This is a genomic window from Spiroplasma endosymbiont of Aspidapion aeneum (genome assembly GCF_964031045.1).
GTDB lineage: Bacteria > Bacillota_I > Bacilli_A > Mycoplasmatales > Mycoplasmataceae.
In genome coordinates this window covers 1,114,101-1,131,054 of record NZ_OZ034994.1, presented here as the reverse complement: position 1 = coordinate 1,131,054, position 16,954 = coordinate 1,114,101, and the positions used below count along the sequence as shown (strand labels likewise).

The 16,954-nt window shown below is 28.1% G+C and carries 18 protein-coding genes; 17 read left to right on the top strand and 1 reads right to left on the bottom strand.

Features of this window, described 5'->3' with window-relative positions:
* From AAHM97_RS04965 to AAHM97_RS05365, 17 genes are all read left to right on the top strand, one after another.
* Complete coding sequence (locus AAHM97_RS04965; protein ID WP_342268843.1) at positions 1-2,148, top strand: fructose-specific PTS transporter subunit EIIC; 2,148 nt, start codon at positions 1-3, stop codon at positions 2,146-2,148.
* A gap of 874 nt (positions 2,149-3,022) precedes the next feature.
* A complete protein-coding gene (locus AAHM97_RS04960) occupies positions 3,023-3,499 on the top strand; it encodes a hypothetical protein (protein WP_342268842.1) in 477 nt (158 codons plus the stop codon).
* A 277-nt stretch (positions 3,500-3,776) separates the two neighbouring features.
* The gene (locus AAHM97_RS04955) at positions 3,777-4,430 is read left to right on the top strand and encodes a hypothetical protein (protein WP_342268841.1); all 654 of its coding nucleotides are present in this window, start codon (positions 3,777-3,779) and stop codon (positions 4,428-4,430) included.
* A 195-nt stretch (positions 4,431-4,625) separates the two neighbouring features.
* A complete protein-coding gene (locus AAHM97_RS04950) occupies positions 4,626-5,573 on the top strand; it encodes a formate/nitrite transporter family protein (protein WP_342268840.1) in 948 nt (315 codons plus the stop codon).
* A gap of 826 nt (positions 5,574-6,399) precedes the next feature.
* A complete protein-coding gene (gene upp, locus AAHM97_RS04945) occupies positions 6,400-7,023 on the top strand; it encodes a uracil phosphoribosyltransferase (protein ID WP_342268839.1) in 624 nt (207 codons plus the stop codon).
* 126 nt (positions 7,024-7,149) lie between these two features.
* A complete protein-coding gene (locus AAHM97_RS04940; protein ID WP_342268838.1) occupies positions 7,150-7,524 on the top strand; it encodes a hypothetical protein in 375 nt (124 codons plus the stop codon).
* A 4-nt stretch (positions 7,525-7,528) separates the two neighbouring features.
* Positions 7,529-8,389 carry a FoF1 ATP synthase subunit a gene (locus AAHM97_RS04935; RefSeq protein ID WP_342268837.1) on the top strand — a complete coding sequence of 287 codons (861 nt, stop codon included), beginning with the start codon at positions 7,529-7,531 and terminating at the stop codon, positions 8,387-8,389.
* Between the two features lie 19 nt (positions 8,390-8,408).
* On the top strand, positions 8,409-8,732 hold the full coding sequence (locus AAHM97_RS04930) for a F0F1 ATP synthase subunit C (RefSeq protein WP_342268836.1): 324 nt from the start codon (positions 8,409-8,411) through the stop codon (positions 8,730-8,732).
* Positions 8,733-8,741: 9 nt separating this feature from the next.
* Positions 8,742-9,281, top strand: coding sequence for an ATP synthase F0 subunit B (locus AAHM97_RS04925; protein ID WP_342268835.1), 540 nt, complete (start codon positions 8,742-8,744; stop codon positions 9,279-9,281).
* 1 nt (position 9,282) lies between these two features.
* Complete coding sequence (gene atpH / locus AAHM97_RS04920; protein WP_342268834.1) at positions 9,283-9,846, top strand: ATP synthase F1 subunit delta; 564 nt, start codon at positions 9,283-9,285, stop codon at positions 9,844-9,846.
* Between the two features lie 13 nt (positions 9,847-9,859).
* Positions 9,860-11,431, top strand: coding sequence for a F0F1 ATP synthase subunit alpha (gene atpA, locus AAHM97_RS04915; RefSeq protein ID WP_342268833.1), 1,572 nt, complete (start codon positions 9,860-9,862; stop codon positions 11,429-11,431).
* Positions 11,432-12,277, top strand: coding sequence for an ATP synthase F1 subunit gamma (gene atpG, locus AAHM97_RS04910; RefSeq protein WP_342268832.1), 846 nt, complete (start codon positions 11,432-11,434; stop codon positions 12,275-12,277).
* A gap of 20 nt (positions 12,278-12,297) precedes the next feature.
* Positions 12,298-13,716, top strand: coding sequence for a F0F1 ATP synthase subunit beta (atpD, locus tag AAHM97_RS04905; protein ID WP_342268831.1), 1,419 nt, complete (start codon positions 12,298-12,300; stop codon positions 13,714-13,716).
* Positions 13,691-13,975, top strand: a complete 285-nt coding sequence (locus tag AAHM97_RS04900) for a F0F1 ATP synthase subunit epsilon (RefSeq protein WP_342268830.1) — start codon at positions 13,691-13,693, stop codon at positions 13,973-13,975. The genes atpD and AAHM97_RS04900 overlap by 26 nt, the downstream gene beginning before the upstream one ends.
* A gap of 288 nt (positions 13,976-14,263) precedes the next feature.
* Positions 14,264-14,434, top strand: coding sequence for a hypothetical protein (locus AAHM97_RS04895; protein WP_342268829.1), 171 nt, complete (start codon positions 14,264-14,266; stop codon positions 14,432-14,434).
* A 150-nt stretch (positions 14,435-14,584) separates the two neighbouring features.
* A complete protein-coding gene (locus AAHM97_RS04890; RefSeq protein WP_342268828.1) occupies positions 14,585-14,878 on the top strand; it encodes an IS3 family transposase in 294 nt (97 codons plus the stop codon).
* A gap of 167 nt (positions 14,879-15,045) precedes the next feature.
* A complete protein-coding gene (locus tag AAHM97_RS05365; RefSeq protein ID WP_425288838.1) occupies positions 15,046-15,363 on the top strand; it encodes an IS3 family transposase in 318 nt (105 codons plus the stop codon).
* A 61-nt stretch (positions 15,364-15,424) separates the two neighbouring features.
* Here the strand turns inward: AAHM97_RS05365 and AAHM97_RS04885 are convergent, their stop codons facing one another.
* On the bottom strand, positions 15,425-16,915 hold the full coding sequence (locus tag AAHM97_RS04885; protein WP_342268827.1) for a hypothetical protein: 1,491 nt from the start codon (positions 16,913-16,915) through the stop codon (positions 15,425-15,427).
* Between the last annotated feature and the right edge of the window lie 39 nt (positions 16,916-16,954).

Sequence of the window (16,954 nt, the reverse complement as noted above, 5' to 3'; positions counted from 1 at the left end):
ATGGAATTAAAAGATTTATTTAAAAATGGTATATGTGTTTTTGATCAAATATTCGAAACAAAGGAAGAATTATTTTACTATTTATCAAAAAAACTTTTGGATAATAATTATATTGAATCTGAAAAAGAATTTTTAAAAGCTATTAAAAAAAGAGAAGAAAGCGGATCAACTGCGATGGAAATGGGAATTGCCATGCCACACGCATTATCTAAAACTGTTAAGGAGACTGTGATAGCATTTGCATCACTAAAGAAACCAATAAATTCATGGAGAACAGTAGCGGATGATAAACCTGTGGATTTAGTATTTATGATTGCAACAAATGGTGAAAATGGTGGAGAAGAACACTTAAAGGCTTTGTCCTCATTATCATCCGTATTAATAAAAAAGGAAAATGTTGATAAAATAAGATTATCAAAAAACTATGAAGGTCTTATTAAAGTTTTGGCAAGCAAATCTAAAAAAAATAATGAAAAAATAATTTCTAATAATGGATTTTATGATGTTGTTGGTGTAACCGCATGTGCAACCGGGATAGCTCACACATATCTAGCCCAGGAAAAATTGGAAGAATATGCAAAAGAATTGGGATTAACAGTCAAAATAGAAACTCAAGGAAGACGTGGAACAGAAAACAGATTAAATCAAGATGATATAGATAATGCAAAAATAATAATTCTTGCCCATGAAAAGTCAATATCTAATAGTGGGAGATTTTCTGGTAAGGAGTTAATTGATACAACTTCTCAAGAGGCAATTTATAAGGGTAAGGATCTTATTATGAATTTTAATAATCATCCAAAAAAAATAACCTATAAATCTAGAGCCTCAGATAATGAGGACGATGTTGAATTTTCATTTAAAAAATTTAAAGATATTAAGGGTAATTTATTAGCCGGTGTATCTAGAATGTTGCCATTTGTTGTTGGGGGTGGTATAATCCTAGGTATTGCATTTTTATGTGATATGGGAACAACTGGAGATGGCACATTTGGTACTCATAGACAAGTGTCTGCTTGATTTGCTGCAATTGGTAAAACTGGCTTAAGTATGATGGTACCAATATTGGCTGGTTTTATCGCTTATGCTTTGGTTGGAATACAAGGATTAATGCCTGGAATGATAGCTGGTTTATTTTCATCTTCAATTATGCCATTTGCATATGGTTCTCCTGGGGGATGGTCTAATATGTGGGATATAATCCCTGGAGTTACTCATGTAGAATCTGGATTTGTTGGTGGAATATTCGGTGGTTACATAGCTGGATTATATGTAATGCTATTAACTCGATGATTCTCCAATTTTTCAAAGGCTTTTACAGGTGCTAGAGACATTGTCTTTATTCCTGTTGTATCATTATTAGCTATATCTGTAACAATGTTTATTATTAATATTCCTTTAGGATATTTAATGGGGTCTATTTCAAAAGGTCTTCAATGAATGGCAAATAAAAAACTATTACCTATAGTAGCTGCTATTATTGGATTAATGATGTGTTTTGACATGGGTGGTCCAATTAACAAAATAGCATATACTTTAGGAACTCTATCTGTTGGAAAAACGCTAATAACAGACCAGTCATCTGGTATTTATGAAGATCAAACCATTATAATGGCAGCGTCATTATTCGCGGGAATGATGCCTCCACTCATGATTGCAATAAGCACATTAATATTTCCAAATGTTTGGTCTACAAAAGAACGTGACGCTGCCAAAGCAAATTGAATAATGGGTTGTTGTTTTATCACAGAGGGGGCAATTCCATTCATGATTAATGACGCCAAAAGGGTTGGAATATGTTCTATGATTGGAGGACTTTTCATAGGCATATTTGTAGGTTTTTTTGGAATTAAAGTTGGAGCCCCCCATGGAGGAATACTTGTGTTTGCACTTATTTCATTAGGAAAATCTGGAGTAGTAGACCTTGGTATAACAGGATCTGGAGTCCAACTGGGTGTTGGAATTGCCTTATCATTGTTAATCTTGTTCGGAATGGCAACTATTAGTGGAACAATTTTAGGGATTTGACGAAAAATTGATATTAAAAATGGAAAATTAATTGTACCAGGCTTAGAATTAAAAGATAAAACTCCAAAATTAAAAATTAAAATTGATAATAATGAAGAAATAAGAAAATTAAATAAATAATAACTATTACATAAATTTTTGTATAGATTAATGTGACTTATCTCAGATTTTTACTAAGATTAAAATAATTTAAGTATACCGGAGGATTCAAATCTCCGGTTTTTATAAATAAGATAATGATAAAAAATTTTAAAGGTTAAAAAGAAATAAATAATAGAGGAACTAAATATGTGCTACAAACATCAATTTGAGATGTAAGAAATAAAAGATAAAATTTAATATTCTATAATAAGGCATCTTTGGAAAGGATAATTTTATTGTAAAAAAATTAAAAATTATTGTTAAATAACAAAAATTAAAATCACAGAGTAAATAATTAGGAAGCAAAAAACAAGGCTTAAAAAGACAAAAAAAACTATAAATAGATAGCTTATTATTATAAAAAACATTAAGTGTGATAAATTTCAACCCCCTAAAAATTATTGTGATAATAATTTTATGATATAAAGAATAAAATGGTGACAAAATCATAAATTTATAATATTACTAGAGTTTACAAATATGTACATATGTAAGAAATTTCATTTTAAAGATAGCCTATCTAAAAATAATTTTTTGTTTTAATATTATTTGGATTTTATATTATCGGAAAATATTTATAAGCAATGAGATATTTTTTTTGACGTTTTTATTAAAAATAAGTACTCTTGCTAATTATAATATATTTCTATTTAAATCAATGTTTTTGAATAAGAAAATGTTTTAGAACAAATAAGAAAAATTACAAGAGTAAATCTAAATATTTTTAAATATAAAGTAAGAAAAGAAAAAAATATTTTTATCAAAAAAACAAAAATATATTAAGGACGAGAGCATAAGGGAAGCTAAGTGTACTGGAGGATAAAACCTCCAGTTTTTTATAAAGGAGAAAATAATGAAAAATAAGCATTATGATAAAAATATTAAAAAAATTGTGGTAGAAAGATTTAAAAATGGTGAAAGTGCAAAAATGTTAGCAGATGAACTAAATATATATTCTGGTCCTCAGCTGGTATATATTTGAGCAAAAAAAGAAAAATTTTGTTATCCTAAAGATAAGGTAAATTGTAAGGAGAATAAAATTATGGCAAAAAAATTAAAAGATGTTGTTGATCAAGGACAATTAAAATTAAAGAATAAAGAAATAAAAGAATTAAAAAAGGAAAATGAAAGACTAAAAAAACAAGCAGACAAAGCATGACTAGATAACTTATTATTAAAAGGAAAATATGAAGTATTGGAAAAGTCCATGCCTTCTTCACAACCACGGTGATGATGAATTTGATGAGGATGAGTAAGAAGGATAAAATTAATATACAAAAATCAAGAATTTATAAACATTACTCATGTTCACAAATATATTTATATGTAGCAAATTTTAATTTAAACACAAATTATTTGATTAAATATTTCAATATTAGTAGAACAAACTACTACAGATTTAAATCAAAATTTAATCTTCTTTCCCCTGTAGGTATATTTAAGAAAAATTTTCCAATTCCAGCATTACCATTATATTTTAGCAAGAAATATTTGCGACAAAGAGTTATTTTAACGAATTTATTAGAGAATATAAGGATTTTTGTATTAGTTATAATGGTATTTCTAATTGAATTAATGTTTATAAACAAGAAAATGTTTCTATTAAAATGATTAGAAAAATTGCCAATGAAAACCCAAATGTCTTTAAAACCGCTTTAAGAAAAAGAAAGAAACATAATTTATCAAAAAAACATAACAAATTTGTTAATGATGATTTAGTAAAAATGAATTATAAAACACCAAATGTAATTGGTGTTGATGGAACAAACATGAAGATTTTCTTAGAAGATAAAAACTCATATAAAAAATTAAATTGTTTAATATCTTATATATGGGAAAACAAAAAAGTTCTTGCTTATAAATTTGATAAGAATGAAAATAGTAATAGTGTAATTAATGTTTTTGAAAATATATTAACATTCGCAAATAATAATAAAAAATTAATAATTCAATCAGATCGCGGCAGCGCTTTTGCAAATGAAAATATTTTTAACTTTGTAAAGTCTAACAAACAAACTACATATTCAATGTCTGAAAAAGGGTTTAAACACAATTTTCCAACAGAAAGCTTAAATGGTTGAATAAAACAAAAATTCATAAAATCATTTGGAGACAAATTTAAAAATCTTAATCATTTCTTAAATACATTTGAAAAGTTCATAAAACATTGAAATTTCATGAAAGAAATAAATTATAATATAATTAGTAAAAAGAAAAAAACTAGGTGTAATTCAGTACACTTAGCTTCCCTTATGCTTTAATAAATGAAGTTGAAAAATTTATAAAACATTGAAATTTCTCGAGGAAAATAAATTATAATATTATTAATTAAAAGAATGAAATTTGGTTAGAATTTAACACACATAACCTCCATTATTCTTTAGCTTGCTAAAATTATTATATTAAAAAATTAATTACTTGTAATATTTTTGGCGAAAAAATGAAAGGAAATTATTATGGATATAAATACAAAAGATCTAAGTTATCAAGAGTATGGATATTTTTCTGGAATTAAGACAATTGCAGACCTTTTACAAAATAAAGGTACAAGACATTTCTTTTTTGGCTTAATTTCTGGTGTTTGAATAGGTTTCTCATATTCTGTTGCACTTGTAGCATCATCTACTATAGAAAATCCAAGCCTTCAAAGTTTGGTATTAGGTATGATTTTTCCAACTGTTATTTGATTGATATTTTTTATAGGTGGACAATTTTTTACAGCTTATACTGCAATACTACCATACCTCTATAGAGGGATTTTAAATAAAAGAGAGGCGTTGGTTGGTCTTATGTGTGTTTATGTTGGAAATGTTCTAGGAAGTATTATTTTTTCTTTTATATTTGCTCTTGCTGCTTGCCTCACAAATATTACTGGAGATGGTTTGGGGCTAAATGCTACTGGTCAATTTATTTACAATACAGGTGTAAAAAAAATATATTACATCGGAATTATAAATGAGAACTTAAAAGGGGTAGGTGTTTGAAATGGGCTTACTAGTAGCTCAATATTAAAAACAATAGCTATTTGTTTCTTTTCAGGAATATTATGTAATTCATTAGTTTCTTTAACAATAATTGGTGGTAAGTCAACTAAAGGTAGTGTCTGGCCTATGATGATGATGTGGTTCATTTTAATATTTACATTTGTTACTGTAGGATATCAACACAGTGTTGCTAACTGAGCAATAATAGGCTATATTATGATGATGTGACTATTCCACTTCCACACAACAGCAGGGGTTGATGTATCGTTATCTCTATCAATGCTAATGATTGTTTTTAATATAATTCCTTGCTTTCTGGGTAATTTAGTTGGTGCGTCTTTGATGGGGGAAATGCTAATATCTATAAATAGAGAAAAATGAAAGGAATTTATTGTAACTCTCAAAAACGCTAAAGAATAAAATAGACTAATTGGCAGGAATGCTTAAAACTTAGCTTTTATAGTGAAGAAAATAATAAGAGAACATTATCACAAAATATTAAAAAAATGATGAAAATGAAAAATAAAAGATCAACTAAATTATATTCTATATCTAAATTGGTGTATATATCTGAGCAAAGAAAGATAAATTTTAAGAAGAAAAAAATTATGGTAAAAAGATTAGAAGACTTTTTCAATTAAAACAATTAAAATTACAAAATAGAAGAATAAAATAATTACAATTTGAATTTGAAATGTAAAAATACAAGTTGATAAATTGTGATTAAATATTATTATTAAAAGTAAAATGTTAAGTATTAGAAAGGTTCAAAACTCCTTAAAGCCACACGATGATGAATTTAAAAAGTGTGGTTAAAAAAGAAAAAATTAATATACAAAAATCAAAAATTTATAAAGTTACTTTTGTTTCCGAATATATTTATATGTAGCAAATTTCAACTTAATCACAAATTATCTAAAAATGATTTTATAGTTTCAATATTAACCATATTTTAGTGAGAGAAAGGATATTATAAACTTCTATAAAAATAATACCCTATTTTATTTACTTATAATCATATATTATCCATTTTATAAATAAATTCCCAATAATAATGGAAATTATTGTCACCAATGTTGGTATTCTTACTCTAATTTTGGTATAATTAAATTGTAAGTAATTGTTAAAAAATTATGTTTTTAAAAGTCTTGAGCTTATAAAGACTAGGATAAGTTTAATTTTTTATAATAAAAGATATTTACATCTTTTATTTTTTTTGCAAATTATTATTAAAGAGGGGTGTAGAATGGGATTAATTATTTTAGATCATCCGCTTATTACGGATAAATTAACCAGAATGAGAAAAGTGGAGACAAATTCTAAAGATTTTAGGGAGAATTTAAATGAAATAAGTCAATTAATGGTGTATGAAATCTTTAGAGATGTAGAAACAATTGATATAAAAATCAAAACTCCAGTTGGAAAAACAGTTGGAAAAAAAATTAAAAAACCAGTTGTCTTAGTTCCAATCATTAGAGCTGGTTTAGGAATGATACATGGTATTGTTAGTCTATTGCCCAGCTGTAAAATTGCACATATAGGTCTTTATCGCAATGAAGAAACTCTACAACCGGTTAAATACTATGCAAAAGCTCCAGACGACATTGCAAGATGTACAGTTGTCGTTGTAGATCCAATGTTGGCAACTGGTGGAAGCGCTTCAGCTGCAATAGATATCGTAAAAGAATGAGGTGTCAAGGATATTAAATTCGTTTGTCTAGTGGCTGTTCCTGAGGGTGTAAAACTACTCGCTAATAATCACCCTGAAATAGATGTCTATGTCGGTGCCCTAGATGAAAAATTGAATGAAAAGGGATATATTGTTCCAGGACTTGGAGATGCCGGTGATAGAATTTACGGTACAAAATAATTTTTATATTTTAAACACAACAATTAAAAATTATCTAATTAATATAAAAAAATTAAATAATATCTCTAAATAGAATATAAATAGATTTAAAAAAGAGTACTATATTATTAGTAAGAGCAATTGCGTATGGAAAAGATTAATAAAATATTGATTGTTATTTTGGCATTTAGTTGTATTATAATATTTTCAATTACTTCTTGTCTATACATTGTTAATGTAATAAATAAATACCTACTAATTGGGTGTTTATTTGGTATACTTGCAAGTTGAATATATGCTCTTATACATTTGTATTCAACAAAATTGATTTTTAAAACCGAGAACCCATTTTTACAAATAGGATTTGCAGTTTTAAAAACCGGTGTATTATTTTTTTTTATAATTATTATTTTCTTTGTTTTTCACGAAGATAATGTTATATATGGAGAATTGATTGGAATGGCAACAATAGTTGTTTTTTTAATATCAAGTTCAACATTTGCTCTTACAAAGAAAGGCTAAAATTATGAAAGTACTTAGTGTCGATGTTACCGAAAGTCTTTGAGATATATTACCACAGTTAACATCGATTATATTAACAACTATAATAGTTTGTAGCATATGTGTTGCATATGACATAAAAATTAGAAGACTAAAAAGTAACCACCCAATAGCTGGTTGGTTAGTTCTAGTTAATTTAATAATAAGATTTGTAGAAGATACGATAATTACTTCTGTAGGTCGTAAGAGATTATATTTAACTCCATATATTTTATACATATATGCCTATATATTTACGGCGAGTTTAATTTCAATATTAGGATTTGAATCACTTGCAACATCCTATACCGTTACTCTTTCAATGGCAATGGTAACATTTCTAATGATTTACTTCTATGGAATAAAAATTCAAAAACTTGTATTTTTTAAAAAGTATATTAATCCCGTTGAATTAATAACCCAATTTATTCCCTTGATATCATTATCATTTCGTCTTTTTGGAAATATGGTAGCCGGTTCTGTAATCTTACTCTTGATTTATTCTTTTACAATTGGTATTAATGGAAATGTAGCAACAGGAAAAGGGATCTCGGGAGTTATTGATGAGATTTGAAATACAGATGGAAATAATCCATATGCAGAGTATAAGTACTTCTGGAGCGGATTTGATTTAGGTAGTATAATTGTTTTTCCATTTCTGCATATGTATTTTGATTTATTTGATGGATATCTTCAATCACTTGTTTTTGCAAATCTGACACTTGCATATTGAGGTGAAGAAGTTCACGAAACAGAAGATGCTGAACCATTATATAATGAGTATGGAAAACAAAAACAAACTACAAAAAAAATAAAAAATAAAAGCGCTGCAGTAGCAGCAAATTAGAAACAAGGAGATTAATTATATGTTAGATATTATAACAATGTCAGCTATATTCTATGCAAACTTTGCAGGAGAATTAAATAATTTGCTTCCAGTAATGGCAAGTAAAACTACTATGACTGATTCGGGGCTTGCCCTATTAGGAGCTGGGATAACTGGTGTTGGTATGGTTGGGGCAAGTATTGGTCAAGGAGTAGTTGGTGCAGGTGCATGTATTGCCATTGGTCGTAACCCCGAAGCATCAAAAAAAATAACACAGGTTATGTATATTATGGCTGGGTTTGCTGAATCCGGTGCTATTTATGCCCTACTAATCGGAATACTTTTAATGTTCGTGCTTTCGTAGGTGTTTGCAATGAATTTTTTAATAATAAATATACTATCGGGGATAAAAAGCATAATTGAAATTAAAAAGGATTTATTTCCTAATTTTCCTAATTTTATCGCTCATATAGTTGCTTCAGCTGTTATTGTATTATTTATAGCAAAAAAAGTTTACAAACCTTTTAAACAATATAATCAAAATCAAGCTGATGAAATAAACAAATTGCTTAATCAAGCCACCATGAAAAACATTGATGCTAATAAAGCAAAAATGGATGCAAAACTAGTTTTGGAAGAGGCTAAGATCAAATCACAAGAATTAATGATTGAAGCATCTCAAGCATCTGAAAAACATAAAAGCGTTGAGATGGAAAAGGCAAAGGCGGCAATAGCGATTCTACATGAAAATGCTGGAAAAAGTATTGAAATGGAAAGAGAAAAATTAAAGCAAGATATTGAAAAAGAAATTATTCAAGTAGCGTTTGATGCGTCCAGAAAAATAATAGGTGATAAACTAACTAAACAAGAAAATGAAAAATTGGTAAAACAATTTATAGATAACTTAAGTTAATATGTATGAATTAAGTTATGCTATTAAAAACTGGGCCGAAGCTATATGTTTAATAGCTATTGAAGATAAAAAAGAGAAAGAATACATTGAGTATTCAGAAGTGATATTAACTATATTTAGAAATTATGGAAATGATTTAGAACGAATATTGGTAAAAAGAAAAAGTCATATTGATGAGATGACAATTAAATTTATTGACTCATCGTTTGGTAAGTATATTAAAGAAAAAAAACTTGTTAATGCATTAAAACTTATAATTGACAATAACTTAATACATTTTATAAAAGTGATATTTAAGTCTGTTTTAAAAGATTTGTTATTGCTACAAAATAGAGTTGAGGGAACCGTATTCTCAACTTACGAACTTTCAAAGGTGGATATAAAGAAAATAGAGGATAAGATTTCTAAAAAGATCAATCTTGATGTAAAGTTAATAAATGTAATTGATAAATCATTAATTGGTGGTGTAGCAGTTAAAGTGCAAAACTATTTTATTGATGGAAGTATAAAGGGAATTTCTCACGACCTTAAAAAAAGTGTTAGAACAATTTTAGATAGAAAGTAATAGGGGTTATTCTATGGCAATAAAAATTTCTGAAATTGCAGAAGTGATCAAAAAGAATATAGAGCAATATGGCAGTAAAATAATACAATCTGAACAAGGAACTGTAGGAACCGTTGGTGATGGAGTTGCTGTTGTTTTTGGAATGGATAAAGTGGTTATGAATGAACTTGTCCTATTCTCAAATGATATTTATGGTATTGTTATGAACCTAGAATTGGGTTCTGTTGGTATTGCTGTTTTAGGTGATTCAAAGGATATAAAGCAAGGAGATCCTGTAAAAAGAACTGGACAGGTTATACAGGTTGCAGTTGGTGATGAACTATTAGGCAGAGTTGTTAATGGTATGGGTATTCCAATCGATGGTAAAGGGGATATCAAATCTAAAAAACATTACCCAGTTGAAAGAGTTGCACCCGGTGTTATGTCTAGAAAATCTGTTGATCAACCAATGGAAACAGGAATTCTTTCAATAGATGCCATTGTTCCAATAGGTAAAGGTCAACGTGAATTGATTATCGGAGATAGACAAACAGGAAAAACCGCTATAGCAATCGATGCAATTATAAATCAAAAAGGTAAAAAGGTAAAATGTGTATATGTGGCAATTGGGCAAAAAGAATCAACAGTTGCTCAAATAGTAGAACGTTTAACAAGCCTTGGTTGCATGTCATACACTGTTGTTGTAAGTGCTTGTTCCTCAGAACCCGCACCAATTCAATATATTTCACCATATGCTGGTGTAGCTATAGCGGAATATTGAATGGAAAATGGTGAAGATGTATTAATTGTTTATGATGATTTATCAAAACACGCTGTGGCATATCGTGAATTATCATTACTATTAAGAAGGTCTCCGGGACGTGAGGCATATCCAGGTGATGTGTTTTATCTTCATTCAAGACTCCTTGAAAGAGCGGCTAGAGTTAATCAACAATATGGAGGGGGTTCAATTACCGCTCTACCAATTGTTGAAACTCAGGCCGGAGATATTTCAGCATATATTCCCACCAATGTTATTTCAATTACTGATGGCCAAATATTTTTAACTGAGTCATTATTTAATTCTGGAATAAGACCGGCTTTAGATACTGGTCTATCGGTTTCAAGGGTTGGTTCAACTGCACAAATAAGAGCTGTTAAACAAAAATCTGGATCTTTAAAGTTAGAATTAGCTCAATATTATGAACTTGCAGCTTTTTCGAAGTTTGGAAGTGATTTGGATGAGAATACAAAATCTATTTTAGAAAACGGTAAAAGAATTGTTGAATTATTAAAGCAAAAACAATATACACCAATAAATCAGATTACAATGTCTATAATATTGTATGCAATTCAACTAAAGGTTACCAAATGATTGCCACATGAATTGATGGGTAATTTCAAAGAGGCATTATTAAACCATTTTAACAATGATGGCACTGCCCAGTCATTGTTAAAGCAATTAACTTTAGAGAAATCATATACCGAAGAATTAGACAAATTAATAAAAAAAGAAATTATTATTGTCCTAAAAAAAGAAATTATGAAAATTAGCGGATATAAACCGGAACAGTATGGTTCAATCGAAGAATATAAGAAATTATAAATGGCAAATCTAAGTAATCTTAAAAGTGACATCCAAGATGTTAAAGAAATATTAAAAATAACTGGTGCTATGGAACTGGTTGCAACCGCTAAACTAAAAAAAATAGGAAAAAAAACAGTAAATATATCTAAATATGTCGAAAAAGTTTATGAAGTATTTATTGAAATAATTTCAAACGCTGATAGATCTCCTTATTTAGGATCCGCTGAAAGACATATTGATAAGACGCTTTGAGTAATTGTTGGCTCAAACTTGGGAATGTGTGGTAGTTATAATTCTGGTACCCATAAGAAGTTATCGCAAAATATAAAGGAAAATGATTTGATATATGCTATAGGTTCTAAGGTGGTTTCATACTGCAATTCAAATAAATACAAAATATGGGATAGCTATTTAAATTTAGATGTTGATTTTACATCAGATATGTCCAAACCAATAGCAAATAAACTATTAGAAGGTTATTTGAATAATGATTTTCAATCAATTAAAATAATATATCAGCATTTTATCAACAATATGACAACTGAACCAAAAATAACAAATGTGTTTCCGATAGCAAAAAGTAAGAAGGAATCACAAGGAGGAAATATGATTTATGAATTTGAACCATCCGCAGATGAAATATTGAATTCCACCGTATCATTATATTTAAACACTTTAATATATGGTGCTTTTATTGAGGGACAACTATCTGAATTTTCTTCTCGTAGAAACGCTATGGAATCTGCAAATAAAAATGGTGATGAAATTAATGAAAAATTGTCACTTGAATATAATAGAAAAAGACAAGAAAAAATTACACAAGAAATTACAGAGATTGTTGCCGGAACAAATGCACAAGGATAACAATAGAGGAGAATATTATAATGGCTAATACAAAAGAAAAACCAATTGGAAAAGTTGTTCAAGTTGTTGGACCAGTTGTCGATGTTAAATTTGACGAACAAACACTTCCAAAACTATATGACTTGCTCCAGATAAAAACAAAGGATATTAAGTTATCAATGGAAGTTGTACAATTCGTTGGAGATGAAATGGTAAGAGCGATTGCTATGGGATCAACAAACGGGTTATACAGAGATATGGAGGTTGTTAATACAATGGGTCCAATAATGGTTCCTGTTGGAGAACAAGTTCTCGGAAGAATGTTTAATGTCCTTGGGGAATCGATCGATGAAATTGATAAAAAAATTGATTATACAAATACAAGAAGTATTCATAAAACAGCGCCAACATATGAAGAATTATCAACTAAATCAGAAATATTAGAAACTGGTATAAAGGTTATTGATCTCATGGTACCATTTGCAAAAGGTGGAAAGATAGGTCTTTTTGGTGGAGCTGGAGTTGGTAAAACTGTTCTTGTTCAAGAATTGATAAATAATATAGCAAAAGCACATGGTGGAATTTCTGTTTTTGCAGGAGTTGGTGAAAGAACAAGAGAGGGAAATGATCTTTATTATGAAATGATTGAGGCAGGTGTTATTGATAAAACATGTTTAGTGTTTGGTCAGATGAATGAACCGCCTGGTTCGCGTATGAGAGTTGCCTTGACAGGATTATCTATTGCTGAATATTTTCGAGACGAAAAGCACCAGGATGTATTGTTATTTATAGATAATATATTTAGGTTTACACAAGCGGGAAGTGAGGTTTCGGCTCTATTGGGACGTATGCCATCGGCGGTTGGGTACCAGCCAACACTTTCAACAGAAATGGGAGTATTACAAGAAAGAATTGCATCAACAAAAAAAGGTTCTATAACTTCTGTTCAAGCTGTTTATGTTCCTGCCGATGATATAACTGACCCCGCTCCTGCAACCACATTTGCTCATCTTGATGCGAAAGTTGTTTTAGATAGGGGGATAGCAGCACTTGGAATTTATCCAGCCATTGACCCCCTTAATAGTGGGTCAAGAATGTTAGACCCACAAATAGTTGGTGAAGAACATTATAATACTGCATTAAAAGCTCAATCTACTTTACAAACATATAAGGGTCTACAATCAATTATAGCTATTCTAGGTATAGATGAATTATCAGAAGAAGATAAATTAACAGTTACAAGAGCAAGAAGAATAAGAAATTTTATGTCTCAGCCCTTTGCTGTTGCTGAAAAATTTTCTGGAAAAAAAGGAAAACTTGTATCCTTATCTGAAACTGTAAGATCTTTCAAGGCCATTTTAGATGGTGAAGTTGACCATATACCAGAAAATATGTTCCTCTATTGTGGATCAATAAACGAAGTTATAAAGGTGTTTGAGGATAGCAAGAAAAATGGATAGTTTTAAACTCACAATCATCACACCACAAGAAACACTAGTTGACCAAGAGGATATACAAAGTATAAATTTAAAAACAATTGCAGGGGAAATGACCGCATTGAAAAATCATGCACCAATATTAACAAGTTTATCACCTGGAAAATTACATTTTACTAATGACGGTTCAAATTTTAAATTTGTTTCCGTTGATAGTGGCATTGTTCAAATTAATAAATTAGGCGTAACAATAATAGCTAATTTTGCTGAATTTTCTAAATAATATATTATAAAAGAACAAATTAATAATCAATAAAAATTAGTTATAGAAAACTAAATATAATCTCTTATGTATACAATAATAAAAAAACAAAAAGCAATTTCTAAAAATTGGTTTAGTTTTGAGATAAAATTATTGTATATGTAGGAGATTTTTATTATGGCAAATTTAAAAGGAAACAAGTCAAATATTCTAAAAAAGGAACAAAAATTAATAATTGTCAAGCAGCACTTTGACTAGGGTTTAAAATTTAGAATTTTAGCTGAGAAAAATGATGTCTCATATAACGCTGTGAGAAGATGGTTTGGATTATGAAATTTATGGAAAAAAGCATTAGAAAATAATACCGGTAAATTTAAAAACAAGGGGATAAAATTAACAACTATTAAAGATCTAAAAGACATTGAAATCGCTAGATTAAATAAACAACGTAAAAAGAAAGAGTTCGAACTTGAATTTTAAAAAAGTTTGATGAGATGATGGGAAACTTACACCAAAAAAATATTTTTTAATAAATATGAATTTATTTAAAAATATAAAAATATACATAAAATTTATAATTCTGCAAAATCGTAATAATAACAAGAGCTTCTTATAATCGCTGGATTAAAAATGGAAAAAAAGCATCAAATAGATTTTGATTTAAGCTTGGCTAAAAAAATACAGATTATTTTTAATTATCACGATGGTTTGTATGGTTCTCCACGAATAAAATTCATTTTAAATAGAACAATGCAAATTAGTCAGTCTAAAATAGCAAGATATATGAGAATTTTAGGCCTAAAATCAAGGATAAGAGTCAAAAAAAGATTTAAAAAACCAGTTGAGATTAAAAAATGTAATAGCGGTTATACTAATATTGTTAATAGACATGAGATCTTTATCAAAAAAATGAATTGTGAGTAACTGATGTCACCATATAAAATATAGTAATAAATTTGCATACTTGAGTATTTTAAAGGATGTAAAAACTAAATTTATTGTTGGATAAAGTATCTGAAATAAATGATAACAAACTTTATATGGATACATGAAAGGCGGCCTAACAATATCACGATAATAGTAAACCAGAAATAATTCATAATGATAATGGTCATCAATATACTTCAATTTGAATTAGACGATTTTCTAAAAGAGAAAAATTATTTATCTCATTATCAAGACCGGGTAACTCTATTGACAAGGCTGTAGCAGAAACATTTTTTTCTCAATTAAAAACTGAGTATAAACATGTTCTATATCAAAAAACATTTTCGGATGTTTGTAGGATTGTTGATAAATATATACGTTATTATAACTATGAAAGAATAACTATCAAAAGCAATGAACATACCCTAGCAGATATTTACCTTTCCAAATTTAATGTCATTTCAAAGAGGAAATGACATTAAATTTATAAAAAAACATTTTGTATACTTGACAAAGTATATTCAAGTTATAGAAAACTGATTTTTATTTATTTTTTTGTATCCAATAAAAATTTATATTTGAAACAAGAAAGCCAGAAAATCAAATATACAATCAGTAAGAAGTTAATAAAATTATGTTTGCTGTTTGGAGATAATTTTCTATATCAAGAACATCAAAGCATATTATAATATTATTTATCGTTGTTATTAATAGGATAATTATAGGTATAATTATACCATTTATTAAATCCTCCTTTGTTAATTTATTAGTTAATTTAAATGTGTCGATTAAAGTTGCTATTGTGTACAAAACAATTGTTGATCCCAAAACCATATAGCATAATGAACCCAAAAAACTTCACAGTTTTGCAACTGAATTATATTTATAAATATTACCAACCCCATAAATATTATAAACTCCAAATGAAGCTACTGTTGCGAGAATAAAAACTAATATGTAATATATAATTGCTGGAACCAATAAGAGTTTTTTTTGCCCTATATGCTTATTATTTAAAAACACATATAATGAATGAATGATAATTGAAATTGTTGTTCATAAAATCAATGAGATAAATATAGAAATAAATACTCTTATATTTTCGTTCATATTTTTTACAAATATCTCAAGCATTTGATTTGTAAAAAAGACCATCGCCACAGAAGGGATAATCGCCACAATTGCAATAAAATAAAATCTTAACATCATTAAACTAAATATTTTTCATCCACCTTTTTCTTGTAGATTTATGAATGATATGTAATAATTTATAACATACTTTGAATGAACAGAGGTTATATCGCTAGCTCTTTTTAAATCGTACATAAACTCTTTTTTAACTTTAGGATTTTTGATATGATAAATTTCTAATTCATGAATTTCTTCTAAAGAAGAAATAATATAATCTATTTTTTCGCTATATATATCTATATTGTTAAATCTAGTAATTGTTTGTGTAATTTCATCAATAAAATTTTCAAAAAACACAGGCTTTAAAATCAAAGATTTGTATTTAATAAGTGTTATTTTTGCTCCTTTAGAGTTATTTTTGTCAATTTGATCTTTTAATTCCTTTGCAAATAAAATTGTTGAATCAAAATTATACAATATATTCTGATTTTTATTTTTTAAATATTTATTAATTTCAATTATTTTTGAAAAAAATACTTGTTTGAACAATGGAATAAATGATGCAAAAACACCACCAACCAAAATTAATTTAAATGGTTCTAAGAGAGTTTTAAGTAATGAATTTGGAGCCATAAAACCTCGTAGAATATAAGTGTTAGAATGTGTATTTAAATTTGCTAACACAATTATCTTGCGTATATAATCAATATTTGTTTCCAAGCTATCATTCTTATTAACGTGGGCATCCTTACATATGTTATTTATAATATTAGCTCAGCTTGTAGATGACATTTGCGTACCATTTATATTATATATCGCGTTTCCATCAATTCAAGCAGAGTAACCAAAATATATAATCGTTACCACTAGCAAGACTATTAAATGCTTTACGTTATTCTTCATACATTTATTATATTTAAATTTGTAGAATATTTTGTGTTA